Source organism: Sphingomonas sp. G-3-2-10, from assembly GCF_012927115.1.
GTDB lineage: Bacteria > Pseudomonadota > Alphaproteobacteria > Sphingomonadales > Sphingomonadaceae > Sphingomonas.
Window position 1 is genome coordinate 3,148,491 of record NZ_JABBFY010000001.1, and the last position, 12,583, is coordinate 3,161,073.

13 protein-coding genes are annotated in these 12,583 nt (G+C 67.1%); 7 read left to right on the forward strand and 6 right to left on the reverse strand.

Going from position 1 to position 12,583, the window contains the following annotated elements; genetic code table 11:
- The first annotated feature begins 103 nt into the window (after window positions 1-103).
- Both HHL13_RS15790 and HHL13_RS15795 read left to right on the forward strand, forming a co-directional pair.
- Entirely contained in the window at window positions 104-784 is a 681-nt protein-coding gene (locus HHL13_RS15790) for a hypothetical protein (RefSeq protein ID WP_169556555.1), read from the forward strand.
- Complete coding sequence (locus HHL13_RS15795; RefSeq protein ID WP_169556556.1) at window positions 781-2,391, forward strand: type IV secretory system conjugative DNA transfer family protein; 1,611 nt, start codon at window positions 781-783, stop codon at window positions 2,389-2,391. The genes HHL13_RS15790 and HHL13_RS15795 overlap by 4 nt, the downstream gene beginning before the upstream one ends.
- A gap of 15 nt (window positions 2,392-2,406) precedes the next feature.
- Here the strand turns inward: HHL13_RS15795 and bla are convergent, their stop codons facing one another.
- Window positions 2,407-3,594: a class A beta-lactamase gene (gene bla / locus HHL13_RS15800; RefSeq protein ID WP_346775572.1), complete on the reverse strand. Its 1,188-nt coding sequence runs from the start codon at window positions 3,592-3,594 to the stop codon at window positions 2,407-2,409.
- Between the two features lie 184 nt (window positions 3,595-3,778).
- On the opposite strand from bla, the gene HHL13_RS15805 reads away from it, so the two are divergent.
- On the forward strand, window positions 3,779-4,252 hold the full coding sequence (locus tag HHL13_RS15805) for a DUF3828 domain-containing protein (RefSeq protein WP_169556557.1): 474 nt from the start codon (window positions 3,779-3,781) through the stop codon (window positions 4,250-4,252).
- On the opposite strand, the gene HHL13_RS15810 is transcribed toward HHL13_RS15805, so the two are convergent.
- From HHL13_RS15810 to nadB, 3 genes are all read right to left on the reverse strand, one after another.
- On the reverse strand, window positions 4,249-4,662 hold the full coding sequence (locus tag HHL13_RS15810) for a DUF6326 family protein (RefSeq protein ID WP_169556558.1): 414 nt from the start codon (window positions 4,660-4,662) through the stop codon (window positions 4,249-4,251). The two genes, HHL13_RS15805 and HHL13_RS15810, sit on opposite strands and share 4 nt — an antisense overlap.
- Before the next feature lie 64 nt (window positions 4,663-4,726).
- On the reverse strand, window positions 4,727-6,163 hold the full coding sequence (locus tag HHL13_RS15815; protein ID WP_169556559.1) for a mannosyltransferase: 1,437 nt from the start codon (window positions 6,161-6,163) through the stop codon (window positions 4,727-4,729).
- Complete coding sequence (nadB, locus tag HHL13_RS15820; RefSeq protein WP_169556560.1) at window positions 6,160-7,755, reverse strand: L-aspartate oxidase; 1,596 nt, start codon at window positions 7,753-7,755, stop codon at window positions 6,160-6,162. The genes HHL13_RS15815 and nadB overlap by 4 nt, the downstream gene beginning before the upstream one ends.
- A 47-nt stretch (window positions 7,756-7,802) precedes the next feature.
- Here nadB and HHL13_RS15825 point away from each other — a divergent pair, with 47 nt between their 5' ends.
- Window positions 7,803-8,846, forward strand: coding sequence for a hypothetical protein (locus tag HHL13_RS15825; RefSeq protein WP_169556561.1), 1,044 nt, complete (start codon window positions 7,803-7,805; stop codon window positions 8,844-8,846).
- A gap of 10 nt (window positions 8,847-8,856) precedes the next feature.
- Here the strand turns inward: HHL13_RS15825 and HHL13_RS15830 are convergent, their stop codons facing one another.
- On the reverse strand, window positions 8,857-9,354 hold the full coding sequence (locus HHL13_RS15830) for a hypothetical protein (protein WP_169556562.1): 498 nt from the start codon (window positions 9,352-9,354) through the stop codon (window positions 8,857-8,859).
- Window positions 9,347-10,270 carry an ABC transporter ATP-binding protein gene (locus HHL13_RS15835; protein ID WP_169556563.1) on the reverse strand — a complete coding sequence of 308 codons (924 nt, stop codon included), beginning with the start codon at window positions 10,268-10,270 and terminating at the stop codon, window positions 9,347-9,349. Before HHL13_RS15835 ends, HHL13_RS15830 begins: the two co-directional genes overlap by 8 nt.
- A gap of 65 nt (window positions 10,271-10,335) precedes the next feature.
- Between HHL13_RS15835 and HHL13_RS15840 the strand changes: the two genes are divergently transcribed.
- The 3 genes from HHL13_RS15840 to tldD are packed head-to-tail and all read left to right on the forward strand — an operon-like array spanning window position 10,336 to window position 12,580.
- Window positions 10,336-10,572, forward strand: coding sequence for a zinc-finger domain-containing protein (locus HHL13_RS15840; RefSeq protein WP_169556564.1), 237 nt, complete (start codon window positions 10,336-10,338; stop codon window positions 10,570-10,572).
- Window positions 10,556-11,098, forward strand: a complete 543-nt coding sequence (locus tag HHL13_RS15845; RefSeq protein WP_169556565.1) for a hypothetical protein — start codon at window positions 10,556-10,558, stop codon at window positions 11,096-11,098. The genes HHL13_RS15840 and HHL13_RS15845 overlap by 17 nt, the downstream gene beginning before the upstream one ends.
- Before the next feature lie 54 nt (window positions 11,099-11,152).
- Window positions 11,153-12,580, forward strand: a complete 1,428-nt coding sequence (gene tldD, locus HHL13_RS15850) for a metalloprotease TldD (RefSeq protein ID WP_169556566.1) — start codon at window positions 11,153-11,155, stop codon at window positions 12,578-12,580.
- The last annotated feature ends 3 nt before the right edge of the window (window positions 12,581-12,583 follow it).

Here is a 12,583-nt window from a genome sequence, read left to right on the forward strand (position 1 = left end):
GCCGCCGCATCCCGCCGCTTGCGCCCGAACCGGGAATCGTTGCGCAACCGTCCCGGACTTCCTAACTTCACCCTGCAAGACGTTGCAGGGAGGGGTTTTGGCCATGAACATTCCCGCATGGTGCGGTCCGCCGGTCTTCGGCGGCGACTGGATCGAACTCGAAGGCGCCGAGGCGCTGACCCTGGCCTATGAGATCGGCGCGGCGACCGGCGGACGGGACGATCTGACCACCGACGCGCGGATCGAGCGGCTGCGGGTGCGCGACATCGCCTGCTATCCCGGCGCGATGCTGATCGAGGCGCAGGCCCTGGTGGGCGAGCGGCGCGGCCTTTCCAACCATCTCTACGGCCGCTGGGGTCTGGTGACGCTCGACGGGGCCAGCGCGGTGCTCCACAGCCTCAACGAGACCGAAGGCACGCTGTCGCTCGAGACCGAAGCGCAGGTGCGCGACTATCAGCTGCTGTTCTGCAATACCGTGCGCGGCGGCGACGGCCGGTTCCAGATCGCGACCATGCCCGAGCCGCTGCCCTGGCTGCCCGGCGCGACGCCCGACGATGCGGTGCTCGCCACCATCTCGCACCCGATCAGGCTCAGCCGCAACGCCGAAGGCGGGTGGAAGAGCGAAGCGCCCGTCCTCTACGGCACGACCCTGTTCTACGCGAAGTTCCAGATCGCGCCGAACGGCATGATGGAGATGGTCGACGACGAGCCGGTCGATCAGGTCGAGGTCCTGCCCGAGGACTGGGGCACGCCCTACCGCTTTCCGGCGGGAGGCACGCAATGAGCGCGAAGCTTCCCTTCGGCAGCAGCGCCAGCGACGATCGCACGATCCGCCTGCCCGACGCGGTGGCCGAGCCCGGCCTGCTCGTCGCCTGGTCGCTGGAACGCAATCATCGCGAGCCGCGCGTCGGCTTCGGCTATGGCAGCCCGCTTCCCAATGCCGGCGCCGGCTTCCTCGATCCGATCCTGCTCGACGGCGAGGGGCATCTGATCACCTTCGCCCCGACCGGACAGGGCAAGGGCCGCAGCTGCATCATCCCCGCGCTGCTGCGCCATGACGGCCCGGTGATCGTGATCGATCCCAAGGGCGAGAATGTCCAGGTCACCGCCCGGCGGCGGCGCGAACTGGGCCAGCAGGTCGTCGTGCTCGATCCGATGTGCGTCGCTTCGGATGGCGCCGGGCGGTTCAACCCGCTCGACCTGATCGACGGCGAAAGCGTCGACGGCGTCGATCTGGCGGCGATGTTCGCTTCGGCGATGATCGACGGCAAGGACGATCCCGAGAATACCTATTGGTATCAGCGCGGCCAGCAATTGCTGATCGGCGTGATCCTGCACGTCGTGACCACCGCGCCGCGCGAGGCGCGCAACTTCGCCGCCGTGCGCGAGGCGCTGGCGAAGCTGGTGTCCGAAGCCGGCGAACCCTTCGCCATCCCCGGATCGATGCGCCACGATCTGGAGAATTCGCCCCATCCCGAAGCGCGGATGGCCGCGACGATCCTCGGCATCGGCGTCCAGCAGGGCCTCGGCTCGATCCTCTCGATGGCGCAGGACGGCATCGATTTCCTGCGCGGGCCGCAGGTGGCCGAAGCGACCGCATCGAGCGATTTCGACATCGACGCGGTAACGCGCGGCGATCCGCTGTCCATCTATCTCGTCCTGCCGCCGCACATGATGGAGAGTCATGGCCGGCTGCTGCGGCTATGGGTGATGGCGCTGATCTCGCTGATCACCCGGCGCCGCGCGCGGCCGGCGCGGCCCACCCTGTTCCTGCTGGACGAAGCCGCCCAGCTCGGCACGCTGGCCCAGCTTCGCCAGGCGGTGACGCTGCTGCGCGGCTATGGAGTGCAGACCTGGAGCTTCTGGCAGGACGTCAGCCAGCTCCAGCTGCTCTACCCGCGCGACTGGGAGACGATGCTCAACAATTGCGAGGTCGTCCAATGCTTCGGCGCGCTCAACATGCGCGCCGCCGGGACGATGGCGGAAATCACCGGCTATGGCCTGCCCGGAGCGGTGCTCGACCTGACCGACGACGAGATGCTGCTGCAGATCGCGGGCGAGCAGGTGGTGGTCGCGCGCAAACCCGACTATCTCAACGATCCGGCGTTCCGCGGCGCCTTCGATACCAATCCGTTCCACGACAAGGCGCGGCCGGTGCTGCCGCCGCCCAGTCCGCGCATCAAGCTGTTCGAGCGCCTGCCCGATGGCACGCCCAGCCGCCCCGAAGCCCAGCTCGCGACGAGCGCACCGGAGGAAACGCCGCTGCCGCCGTTCGAGAATTTCTTCACCAACCCGCCCAAGCGCCGCGAGCGGCGCAACGGCGCGCTCGACGATCTGGCCCGGCGCGTGAGCGGCACGCCCGGCAAGGGAGATCACGACGCCAAGCCCTGACGGGCCGCGAAACGGTCAGCGGTGGTTGGCGACCACGGCGGCGACCACTGCCTGCATCAGCTCCTGCCGTTCCTTGATCGGACGCGGTGTGTCGCCGATCATCACCGCGACGGCATAGGAACGGCCGTCGGGCGCGACGAGGATGCCGACATCGTTATAGCCGGCGGTGCGCCCCCGCAGATCCTGCCCGGTGCCGGTCTTGTGGCCGAACTGCCAGCCCGGCGGCACCGCGCCGCGCAGGCGCTGCTTGCCGGTGTGCGAACTCTGCATCGTGGTGATCAGCCAGGCCGTCGAAGCGGGCGACAGCAGTTCGCCGCGATGCAGCCGCGCCAGCGCGCCGGCGATCGCATTGGGCGCCGCGCCGTCGGGCGGATCGGACACATAGGTTTCGAATGCCGCCAGCCGGACGCCGGGCGCCAGCTGGGCGCGCGCCTGGGCAAAAGCGTTGCCGCGCGAATATTCGGGCTTCCACTGGAGACCGGCGGTCGCCGCCTGCAGCAATTTCTCGCCCGGACCGAAGCGGATCGCGCCAAGCTGCTTGCGCGCGATGAAGTCGCGCACCGCCTGCGGACCGCCGACCAGCCGGAGCAGCTTGTCGTTGCAGGTATTGTCGCTCATCGTCATCGCGCGGCGCATGATCTCGCCCACGGTGGCGGTATAGCCCACGCCATCCTTCACCAGCGACGCCACCGGCTGGTGGAACACGGTGAAATCGGCTTCGGTGATGGTGATCGGATCGTCGAGACGGATGCGGCCCTGGTCGATCGCGTCGAGCACGGTCATCGTCACCCACAGCTTGCTCACGCTCTGCTGGGGCAGCTTGAGATCGCCGTTCGCGGCGACGGTCCAGCCATCGTCGATGCTCATCACCGACACGCCGACGGTGCCGCTGAAATTCTTCGTCAGCGATTCGATGATGCTGACCAGCGCATCGGGCGCAGGCGCGGTCGGCGCGCGCTTCACCACCGGCGCTTCGGAAACCGTCGAGGCCATTGCGGGGGGAACCAGCAGCGAGGTGCGCGAGCCGTCATGCACCGCGCAACCCATCAGCATCGCCGGGCCCAGTCCGCCGAGCGTCACCGCGCGCTGCACCCGCGTGAAGGGCGGTTGCGCCATCCACCAGCGGCCAAACTCGTACCGCATCTTGGCGGCCTCAAGCACCGCATGTTCTTTCATGTTCGCGAGTCGCGAAAAATTCGTCACGTTATCCGCCCCTTGCCCCGCATTCGACCATGCGGCGATCGGACTCGGTACAAAAGTCCGCAATTGCCGCATTGCGACGATTCCCCCTTTTGTAGCGATGAAGCGTGAACGCAGCGGAAATGCCAAGCACCGGATTTCCCCTCATGCTATCGTTTCGGGACAATTCCGGGGAGTAAACGCTTCGATGCCCGCACTTGTTCTCGCCTTGCTCGCGGTTCCCGCGATCCACGCGCCGGCGCCCGCCTTCGCTGCCCGCGACGAAGCCTCGGTCCGCGCCTTCCTCCTGTCGATCTACAGGCAATATGAGAACAAGGACGGCAACGGCGTCTCGCTCGCCCGGCCCGAACGCTATTACGAACCCGTGCTGGCCCGCGCGATAAGGAGCGACGCCGAGGAAGCCGAGAAGCGCGGCGACATCCAGAAGATGGACGCCGATCCCTTCTGCTATTGTCAGGATTTCATCGGGCTAAGGGCGGCACGCGTTCATGACGTGACGATCACCGGCGATCGCGCCACCGCATCGGTCACCTTCGATTTCGGCGGGGACGAGATGACGATCGGCTATACGCTCGTCTGGACCGGCCAGGGCTGGCGGATCTTCGACCAGCGCTATCCCGAAGGCGGATCGACCCGGGCGATGTATTTCCCGCGACGTTAATCCGCCGTCTTCGGCCAGCTCGCCGCAACCCACACCACGCCCAGCGTCAGCATCACTTCGATCACGCCGAGCGTGACATAGAAGGGCTGCGCACCCTGCATGGTCAGCAGCATGATCCCGGTATAGGCCAGCCCGAACAGGATATTGAGCCATCGCGAGAAGAAGGGCGGCAGCAGCAGCGACAGCGCGACCATCAGCGCCGGGATCGCCATCAGGATCGATACGCCGACCAGCACCCCCGGCGTCGCTTCGCCCAGCGGGCCGATATTCCCCGCATTCATCGCCATCAGCTTGCCCGGGCGAAACAGCCCGAAAAAGTCGCCATAGACGTAGCAGAACATCGTCGCCGCCCACAGCGCCGACAGTTTCAGCTTTGCCGGTGGCCTGAAATCCTCGAGCTTGCCCGCCATCGATTGCCTCCCCTTTGTGTATTGCCTGTATAATACACATGCAGGTTCTGGCAAGTGGACGGCGCTATTTGCCCGCGCGCTTCAGGAAGGGCTGGATCGCGTCCGATGCGTCCCCCGGCGCCGTGGTGCAGCCGCCCTCGCGCACATAGACGCAGTAGTTGCGCTCCTTCGCGCTGCCGCATTCGGCGAAGCGATAGCCGGTCAGTTCGCCGCCAAACGCGCGCGGCGCGATCGCGACGTTGAACGCGCGCGACTGGAGCGCGCGGGGCGCGGTGGCGTCGTCATATTGATAGATCGGCACGTCGTGGCCGAGCAGCGCCTTGCTCGCCATCAGGGTCGCCCGGCTGCGATAGACGCCGACGCCGCACAGGCCGGGCTGCGCGCCCGCGCTGCGCCACGCCATGATCATCCGCGTGTTGGTGCCCCACAGCTTCGCCTGCGCGCCCAGCGCCGCGGTCGCGCCCGACAGCATCAGCCAGCCCGCGCACAGCACGATCACCGCGCGCTTCGACGCGTACCGCCGCTGGAGCAGATCGACGCTGCCGATCGCCGCCAGCGCCACGAGGATCGCCGTCGTCAGCAGGATGAAGCGATATTCCTTGTGCGGGATCAGCGAATGGACCGCGAGATTGGTCAGCGCCACCGCCAGCAACAGCGGATAGCGCCGCGCACCCAGCGCCGCGAAGCCGATCACCAGCAGCCCGGCCAGTCCCCAGAGCTTCCAATATTCGGTCAGGAATCCCCAAAAGGGCGACACGCCGTACGCCGCGCTGCGATTTTCGACGAGGTTCGCGTGGACCGCATTCCAGATCCACAGAAAGGGCGGCGCGCCCATCGCCAGTTCGGAAAACCCGCTGATCGCCGCCGCGCCGAGGCCGCCCGCGACCAGCCATTTCCAGCGTTCGAAATCGCCGCGCACCGCGCCGATCGCCAGCACCGCGATCGCCGGGCCATATTGGAATCGCGCAAGGCAGGCGAGGCCGAGCATCAGCCCCACCAGCACGATGCGCCGCCGCGAGCTGCCCGGGTCGAGCAACAGCCATGCCGCGCCGAGGATCAGCGCGGTCGCCAGCGGCTCGGACAGGGTCCGCGCGCCGAAAAAGGCCAGCTCGAACCAGATCGCCGCGACGAACGCCGCGACCAGCCCGTGGGTGCGCGAGATGCGCCAGCCCAGCTTCGCCACGCCCACCACACCGATCATCGCTATCCCGGCGCACAACAGGCGGGGCAGCAGCAGATCGAGCCACAACCCCGGCGCGGCCTGCCCCACACCCATCGGCACCGCGAGGAACGCGGGGATCATCCACGATCGCGTGCCCGATTCCGCTTCCCAGCTATGAACCCAGTCCAGCCCCAGCACGCGCCGCGCCGGCTCCATATATTGCCACAGCTCGTCGGCGTGGTGGATCGTCGGCCAGAACGCCATCGCCACGCGCAGCGCCAGCGCAAGCAGCAGAATGCCGAGCAGCGCCCGGTCGACGGTGCGCAGGCGAGCGATCACGGGACGAGGATCGTATCGATCGCGTCGGGCAGCGTCTCGGGATAGTCGATCGTGTAATGCAGCCCCCGGCTTTCCTTGCGGTGGAGCGCAGAGCGGACGATCAGGTCGGCGCTCTCCAGCAGGTTGCGCAGCTCGATCAGGTCGGCGGTCACGCGGAAATGACCGTAATAGTCGTTCACTTCGTCGCGCAGCATCTTGATCCGGTGCGCCGCGCGCTCGAGCCGCTTGGTCGACCGGACGATGCCGACATAGTTCCACATGAACCGGCGGATCTCGGTCCAGTTCTGCTTGATCACCACTTCCTCGTCGGAATCGGTCACCCGGCTCTCGTCCCACGGCCGGATCGCGGGTGGATTTGGGAAAGTTTCCCAATGCGCCGCAATGTGATTGGCCGCGCTCTCGCCGAACACGAAACATTCGAGCAGGCTGTTGCTGGCAAGCCGGTTCGCGCCGTGCAGGCCCGACTGGGTACATTCGCCCGCCGCGTACAGCCCGGGCAGGTCGGTGCGCCCGTCGCGATCGATCACGATCCCGCCACAGGTATAATGCTGCGCCGGCACCACCGGGATCGGCTGGGTCGTCATGTCGATGCCCAGACCCAGCAGCTTCTCATGGATGTTGGGGAAATGCCCCTTCACGAACTCCGCCGGCATATGACTGATGTCGAGATGGACGTAATCGAGACCGTAGCGCTTGATCTCGGCGTCGATCGCGCGGGCCACCACGTCGCGCGGCGCCAGCTCCATCCGCTTCGCATCATAGAAGGTCATGAAGCGCTTGCCGGTCTGCGGGTTGATCAGATGTCCGCCTTCGCCGCGCACCGCCTCGGTGATCAGGAAGTTCTTGACCTCAAGATTGTAGAGGCAGGTCGGATGGAATTGCATGAATTCCATGTTCGAGATGCGCGCCCCCGCGCGCCACGCCATCGCGATCCCGTCACCGGTCGCCCCGCGCGGCGCGGTGGAGAAGAGATAGGTCCGCCCCGCCCCGCCCGTCGCCAGGATCGTCGCCCGCGCGGTGAACAGCTCGACGCGGCTGGTCGTGCGGTCGAACGCATAGACGCCCCACACATTGCCCGCCCCGGAATAGCGCGTCTCGTGGCGGCTGGTCGCCAGATCGACCACCACCATGTCGGGCACCAAAGTGATGTTCGGATTGGCGCGCGCGGCGTTGAGCAACGCTTCCTGCACCGCCCAGCCGGTCGCGTCGTTGACATGCACGATCCGGCGATGGCTGTGCCCGCCCTCGCGCGTCAAATGCAGCGTGTCCTGTTCATGGTTGAACGGCACGCCCAGCTTCTCGAGCTGCGCGATCGCCGCCGGCGCGCTTTCGACCACGAATTCCACGATCGCCCGGTCGTTCAGCCCGGCCCCGGCGATCATCGTATCCTCGATATGGCTCTCGAACGTGTCGCCCGGTTCCAGCACCGCAGCGATCCCGCCCTGCGCCCATGCCGTGGCGCCTTCGTTCAACGCGCCCTTGGCCAGCACGGTCACTTTGAACCGGTCGGCCAGGTTGAGCGCCGCGGTCAGCCCCGCCGCGCCCGAGCCGATGATGAGGATGTCGCTGTTGCGCTGTTCGCTACCGGCCAAGTCCGTCTCCTTGGCCCCGGCTATCGCGCTTGCCGCGCGGCTTCGCAATGGTACGCTTCTTCTCGGGCGCGCAGGGCTGCTATCAGGCGCGGATGACCGAAGCCCGCCGCGCCGAACTCGCTCGCCGCCTCGCCGAGATGGAAGCCCGCAAACGGGCGCAGGCGAAGCAGGAATGGAAGACCGGCCTGCGCGCATCGCTGACGCCGGTCCTCGATCCGCTCGAAGCAGCCGGAGACCCATATGAGCTGGTCGACATGTCGCAGGTTCATGACTGGATCCCCGGCTGGGTGCCGTGGGGCTGGTCGGAAATGCCCTGGCATCTCGCCCCGGTCGTGCGCGGGCTGCGCTGGTGGCCGCACGACTCCCCCGAGCCGGACATCGCGCTGCGCGACGCCACCGCCCGGCAATGGCTCGACGAACTGGCGAACGACAATGCGCCGGCGCTGATCGTCTATCAGGATTACTGGATGGCGCTGCGCGTGTCGAAGCCGGTCGCGCTGCGCCATCTGCCCGCCGCGCTGGCAGCGATGCCCGAATATCGCGACGTGTGGATCCTCTCCCCGCCGCACGACTGGATCATCCGGCTCGACATGACCGGCGTGATCGACGCGTTCGAGGGCCAGCCCGCCACGCCCGCCGAACGGACAGCCGCGCGCGCCGCCTGCCGCGCCGGGCGGAACGCGCTGCTGTCCGAACTGCGCCGGATCGCCGCCGCCGGGATCCGCTACCGGCTCGACTATCCCGAAGACCCCGCCTTCGCGCGCTGGCCCGGCCCGGGTCCGTTCCGCCCGCGCTGGGATCACATCACCGAAACGCTGCGCCTCGACATGCGCGGCGAAGCCGAAGCGCGCGACGCGACCGCCCGCGATTTCGTGGCCGCGCGGCCCTGCCCCACCGGCTGGCTGCGCATCCAGCTCCATTATCGCTCGACCAGCGAGTGCCGCGTGCCGGACGTCCGAATCCGCCGTCAGGCGTTCCTCGACCGGTCCGAAGCGGTGCTCGACACCTTCCGCCGCCCCTTCATGATCCGGCCCGAAGGCGCCGAATGGCTGCTCGACATCGGTCCGGTGATGATGCGCGGAATCGGGTAACGCCGCCACGTCAGTCTTGCGGCAAGGTGCAACTCAGGACGGTCTTGACGCGCTCACCGTGCTTCAAGTCCCACGGCGCGGCAACGCCCTCGTCGCGCCCGGCGAACCTGAACCCCAGCGGATTGAGCATGCTGCGCGTCCGTCTGGCCGTGGCGTCAACGGTCAGCTCCAGCCTGATCCCCGGCACGCCGTAGCGCGTGATCAGTGCGATGCTCGTCAGCGGCAAGCCATGCCAGGTCGCGTTGGTTTCCACCACCATATCGGTCGCGCCATTATTGCCGATCGCGCTCCAGGTCGCGCCGAACGCCGGTTGATAGGCTCGCGATACCGCCCCGCGAAAGCTCAGGCGACTATCTCCCCGCATCGCCCAGAGCTGGTCCAGCATCCGGCGAAACGGCTCGGCGGGTTCGCAACGCGAGCGATCGGAAAATTTGACCAGATCGTCGACTATGATCGGCTTGGCCGGTGCCGCCAGCATCAGCGCGGCGAGGGCCAGCATATCACCCATTCGCCGCCCGCGTCAGATTGAGGAACACATCCTCCAGATCGGCTTCGCGCGTGCTCACATCGACGATGCCGTAGCCGTCCTTCTGCACCGCATCGAGCACCTGACCGGCATTCGCCTGATCCTTGCGATAGGTGATGACCAGGGTACGCTCGCCCTTCAGCTCGATCTTCTGGAAGCAGGCGTTCTGCGGCGTCGCGGGCACGTCGCGGTCGACGGTCACTTCGACCACCTTTTCCTGCGCCATGCCCACCAGCTCGCGGGTCGGCTGGTTGGCGATCAGCTTGCCGTGATTGATGATCGCGATCCGGTCGCAAAGCTCCTCGGCTTCCTCCAGATAATGCGTCGTCAGCACCACCGTCACGCCGCGCTGGTTGAGCTCGCGGACATAGGCCCAGAGCTGCTGGCGAAGCTCGACATCGACGCCCGCGGTCGGCTCGTCGAGCACCAGCACCGGCGGCGAATGGACCATCGCCTTGGCGACCATCAGCCGGCGCTTCATGCCCCCCGAAAGCGTGCGGGCATAGGCATGAGCCTTGTCTTCCAGATGCACCGCGCGGAGCAGCTCCATCGAACGCCGCTTCGCCTTGGGCACGCCGTACAGGCCCGCCTGGATCTCCAGCGTCTCCAGCGGCGAGAAGAAGGGATCGAACAGGATTTCCTGATTGACGATCCCGATGCTCGCCTTGGCGTTGCGCGGATGCTGGTCGATGTCGAAGCCCCAGATCGACGCGCGCCCGTCGGTCTTGTTCACCAGCCCCGCGAGGATGTTGATCAGCGTCGATTTGCCCGCGCCGTTTGGCCCGAGCAGCCCGAACACCGAACCCTGGGGCACGTCGAAACTCACCCCGTCCAGCGCCCGCTTGCCGCCGGAATAGGTCTTGCAAAGACCCTCGATCGCTATCGCCGCATTGGTCATGTTCGCCCATTAGGACCGTGTGACTGTGATTGCGAGCCGCATTTGCCTTTGCTAACGGCGACTCCATGATCGCACCGCCCGAACTCTCCCGCGTCACCACCGCCCGCGTCGCCTGCGATGGCGCGACCGACATTCCCGGCGGCGCGGCGCTCGGCCACCCGCGCGTGTTCCTGCAGATCGATGAGCATGGCTATGTCGATTGCGGCTATTGCGATCGCCGCTTCGTGCTGATCGGCGGGCCTGCCGATGGTGTGGACCAGGCGGGCCTGCCCGACATCGCGTCCGGTGCCAGCCCGCAATAAGGGGTTCACGCGCCGGTTCGCGCCGGCGCTGCTCCTGATGTCGCTTGCAGCTGCGCCGGCGGCACAAGCCGGGGCGCAATGCGACGATCTTCGCGCGCTGACCAACGCCGATGGCCGCAATTTCGTCGGCCTGTCGTTCGGCATCACGCGCAAGCCCTATCGGCTGACGATCCGCACCGGCAAGAATATCGCGCTGCCGACTCCCGAGAATTGCGACATGAACGCCGACGAGGAGTCGGTCGGCTTCACCTGCTATTGGCGCCCGGGCGATCCGGCGGCGACCGCCACGGCCTATGACGCGCTGTTCGCGCGATTCAGCATCTGCCTGAACGGAATCCAGCCCTATGCCGGCCCGTCCAACTATGGTGGCGCGACCGCGCTTCGCCGGAGCACCAGCACGATCGCCGTTCCCGGTGGCAAGACCGAAGTCGATCTGGTCCTGATCGAATCCGCGCCTTCGGATGCCTATCCGACCTATCAGTACATTACCCTGTCGATCGCGCATGAGGTGGGCGCGGAAGACTGACGTCCGGTCGCGAGCGGGGTGTACGGTCGCGCGAAGCCTCCTATATCCGGGGGCATGAGCCAGTTCACCGATCCGCGCGGCTTCCTGTACCGCGACACGCTTGACCCCGACACCGCGCTGAAGCTGACCGCCGAGGCGCTGGGCAAGGCGGAGGATGGCGAACTCTATCTCCAGTATCGCAAGACCGAAGCGTTCGGCTTCGACGACGGGCGGCTGAAGACCGCGAGCTTCGACACGCAATCGGGCTTCGGCCTGCGCGCCGTGTCGGGCGAGACGACTGCTTTTGCCCATGCCAACGAGATCACGCCCGAGGCGATCCGCCGCGCGGCGGAAACGATGGCGCTGATCGATCCGGCCAAGGGCGCGAAGGCCGCGCCACCGCGCAAGAACAACCGCCATCTCTACACCGCTGCCGATCCGCTCGATCTGGTGCCCTTCGCCGACAAGGTGAACCTGTGCCAGACGATCGACGCCGCGGCGCGCGCTCGCGATCCGCGTGTGGTGCAGGTCTCGGCCAGCCTGACCGGCCAGTGGAGCGTGATCGAAGTCGTCCGCCCCGACGGCTTCGTCGCCACCGACGTCCGCCCGCTGGTCCGCCTCAACGTGTCCATTGTCGTGGAGCAAAACGGCCGCCGCGAAACCGGCAGCTTCGGCCTTGGCGGCCGCACCCTGTACGACAATCTCTTCCAGCCCGAGACCTGGAACCGCGCGATCGACGAAGCCCTGGCGCAGGCTCTGGTCAATCTCGATGCGGAAGATGCTCCGGCGGGCGAGATGACCGTGCTGTGCGGCCCCGGCTGGCCCGGCGTGCTGCTCCACGAAGCCGTCGGCCACGGCCTCGAAGGCGATTTCAACCGCAAGGGCACCAGCGCCTTTTCGGGCCGCGTCGGCGAGCGCGTCGCCGCGCCCGGCGTCACCGTCATCGACGACGGTTCGATCGACGCCCGCCGCGGTTCGCTGTCGATCGACGACGAGGGCACGCCGACGCAGGAGAATATCCTGATCGAGGACGGCATCCTGAAAGGCTATATCCACGACCGGCTCAACGCCCGGCTGATGGGCGTCGCGCCGACCGGCAACGGCCGCCGCGAATCCTTCCAGCACGCCCCGATGCCGCGCATGACCAACACCTTCATGAAGGGCGGCAACGACGATCCCGCCGAGCTGCTCAGCCGCGTGAAGAAGGGCGTCTTCGCCAAATCCTTCGGCGGCGGTCAGGTCGACATCGTCTCGGGCAAGTTCGTCTTCTCCTGCACCGAGGCGTACCGCATCGAAAACGGCAAGATCGGGGCCCCGATCAAGGGCGCGACCCTGATCGGCGACGGCCCGACCGTGCTGACAAAGGTGATCGGCATCGGCAACGACTTCGCCCTCGACGAAGGCGTCGGCATGTGCGGCAAGGGCGGGCAGAGCGTCCCCGCTGGCGTCGGCCAGCCGACTTTGCTGATCGAGGGGCTGACGGTGGGCGGAACTGCGGCCTGAGAG

What these genes read in the sequence shown, in the direction of transcription:
- HHL13_RS15790 (WP_169556555.1), top strand. Translation starts at nt 104, where the DNA reads ATGAACATTCCCGCATGGTGCGGTCCGCCGGTCTTCGGCGGCGACTGG.
- HHL13_RS15795 (WP_169556556.1), top strand. Translation starts at nt 781, where the DNA reads ATGAGCGCGAAGCTTCCCTTCGGCAGCAGCGCCAGCGACGATCGCACG.
- HHL13_RS15805 (WP_169556557.1), top strand. Translation starts at nt 3,779, where the DNA reads ATGCCCGCACTTGTTCTCGCCTTGCTCGCGGTTCCCGCGATCCACGCG.
- HHL13_RS15810 (WP_169556558.1), bottom strand. Translation starts at nt 4,662, where the DNA reads ATGGCGGGCAAGCTCGAGGATTTCAGGCCACCGGCAAAGCTGAAACTG.
- HHL13_RS15825 (WP_169556561.1), top strand. Translation starts at nt 7,803, where the DNA reads ATGGTACGCTTCTTCTCGGGCGCGCAGGGCTGCTATCAGGCGCGGATG.
- HHL13_RS15830 (WP_169556562.1), bottom strand. Translation starts at nt 9,354, where the DNA reads ATGGGTGATATGCTGGCCCTCGCCGCGCTGATGCTGGCGGCACCGGCC.
- HHL13_RS15835 (WP_169556563.1), bottom strand. Translation starts at nt 10,270, where the DNA reads ATGACCAATGCGGCGATAGCGATCGAGGGTCTTTGCAAGACCTATTCC.
- HHL13_RS15840 (WP_169556564.1), top strand. Translation starts at nt 10,336, where the DNA reads ATGATCGCACCGCCCGAACTCTCCCGCGTCACCACCGCCCGCGTCGCC.
- tldD (WP_169556566.1), top strand. Translation starts at nt 11,153, where the DNA reads ATGAGCCAGTTCACCGATCCGCGCGGCTTCCTGTACCGCGACACGCTT.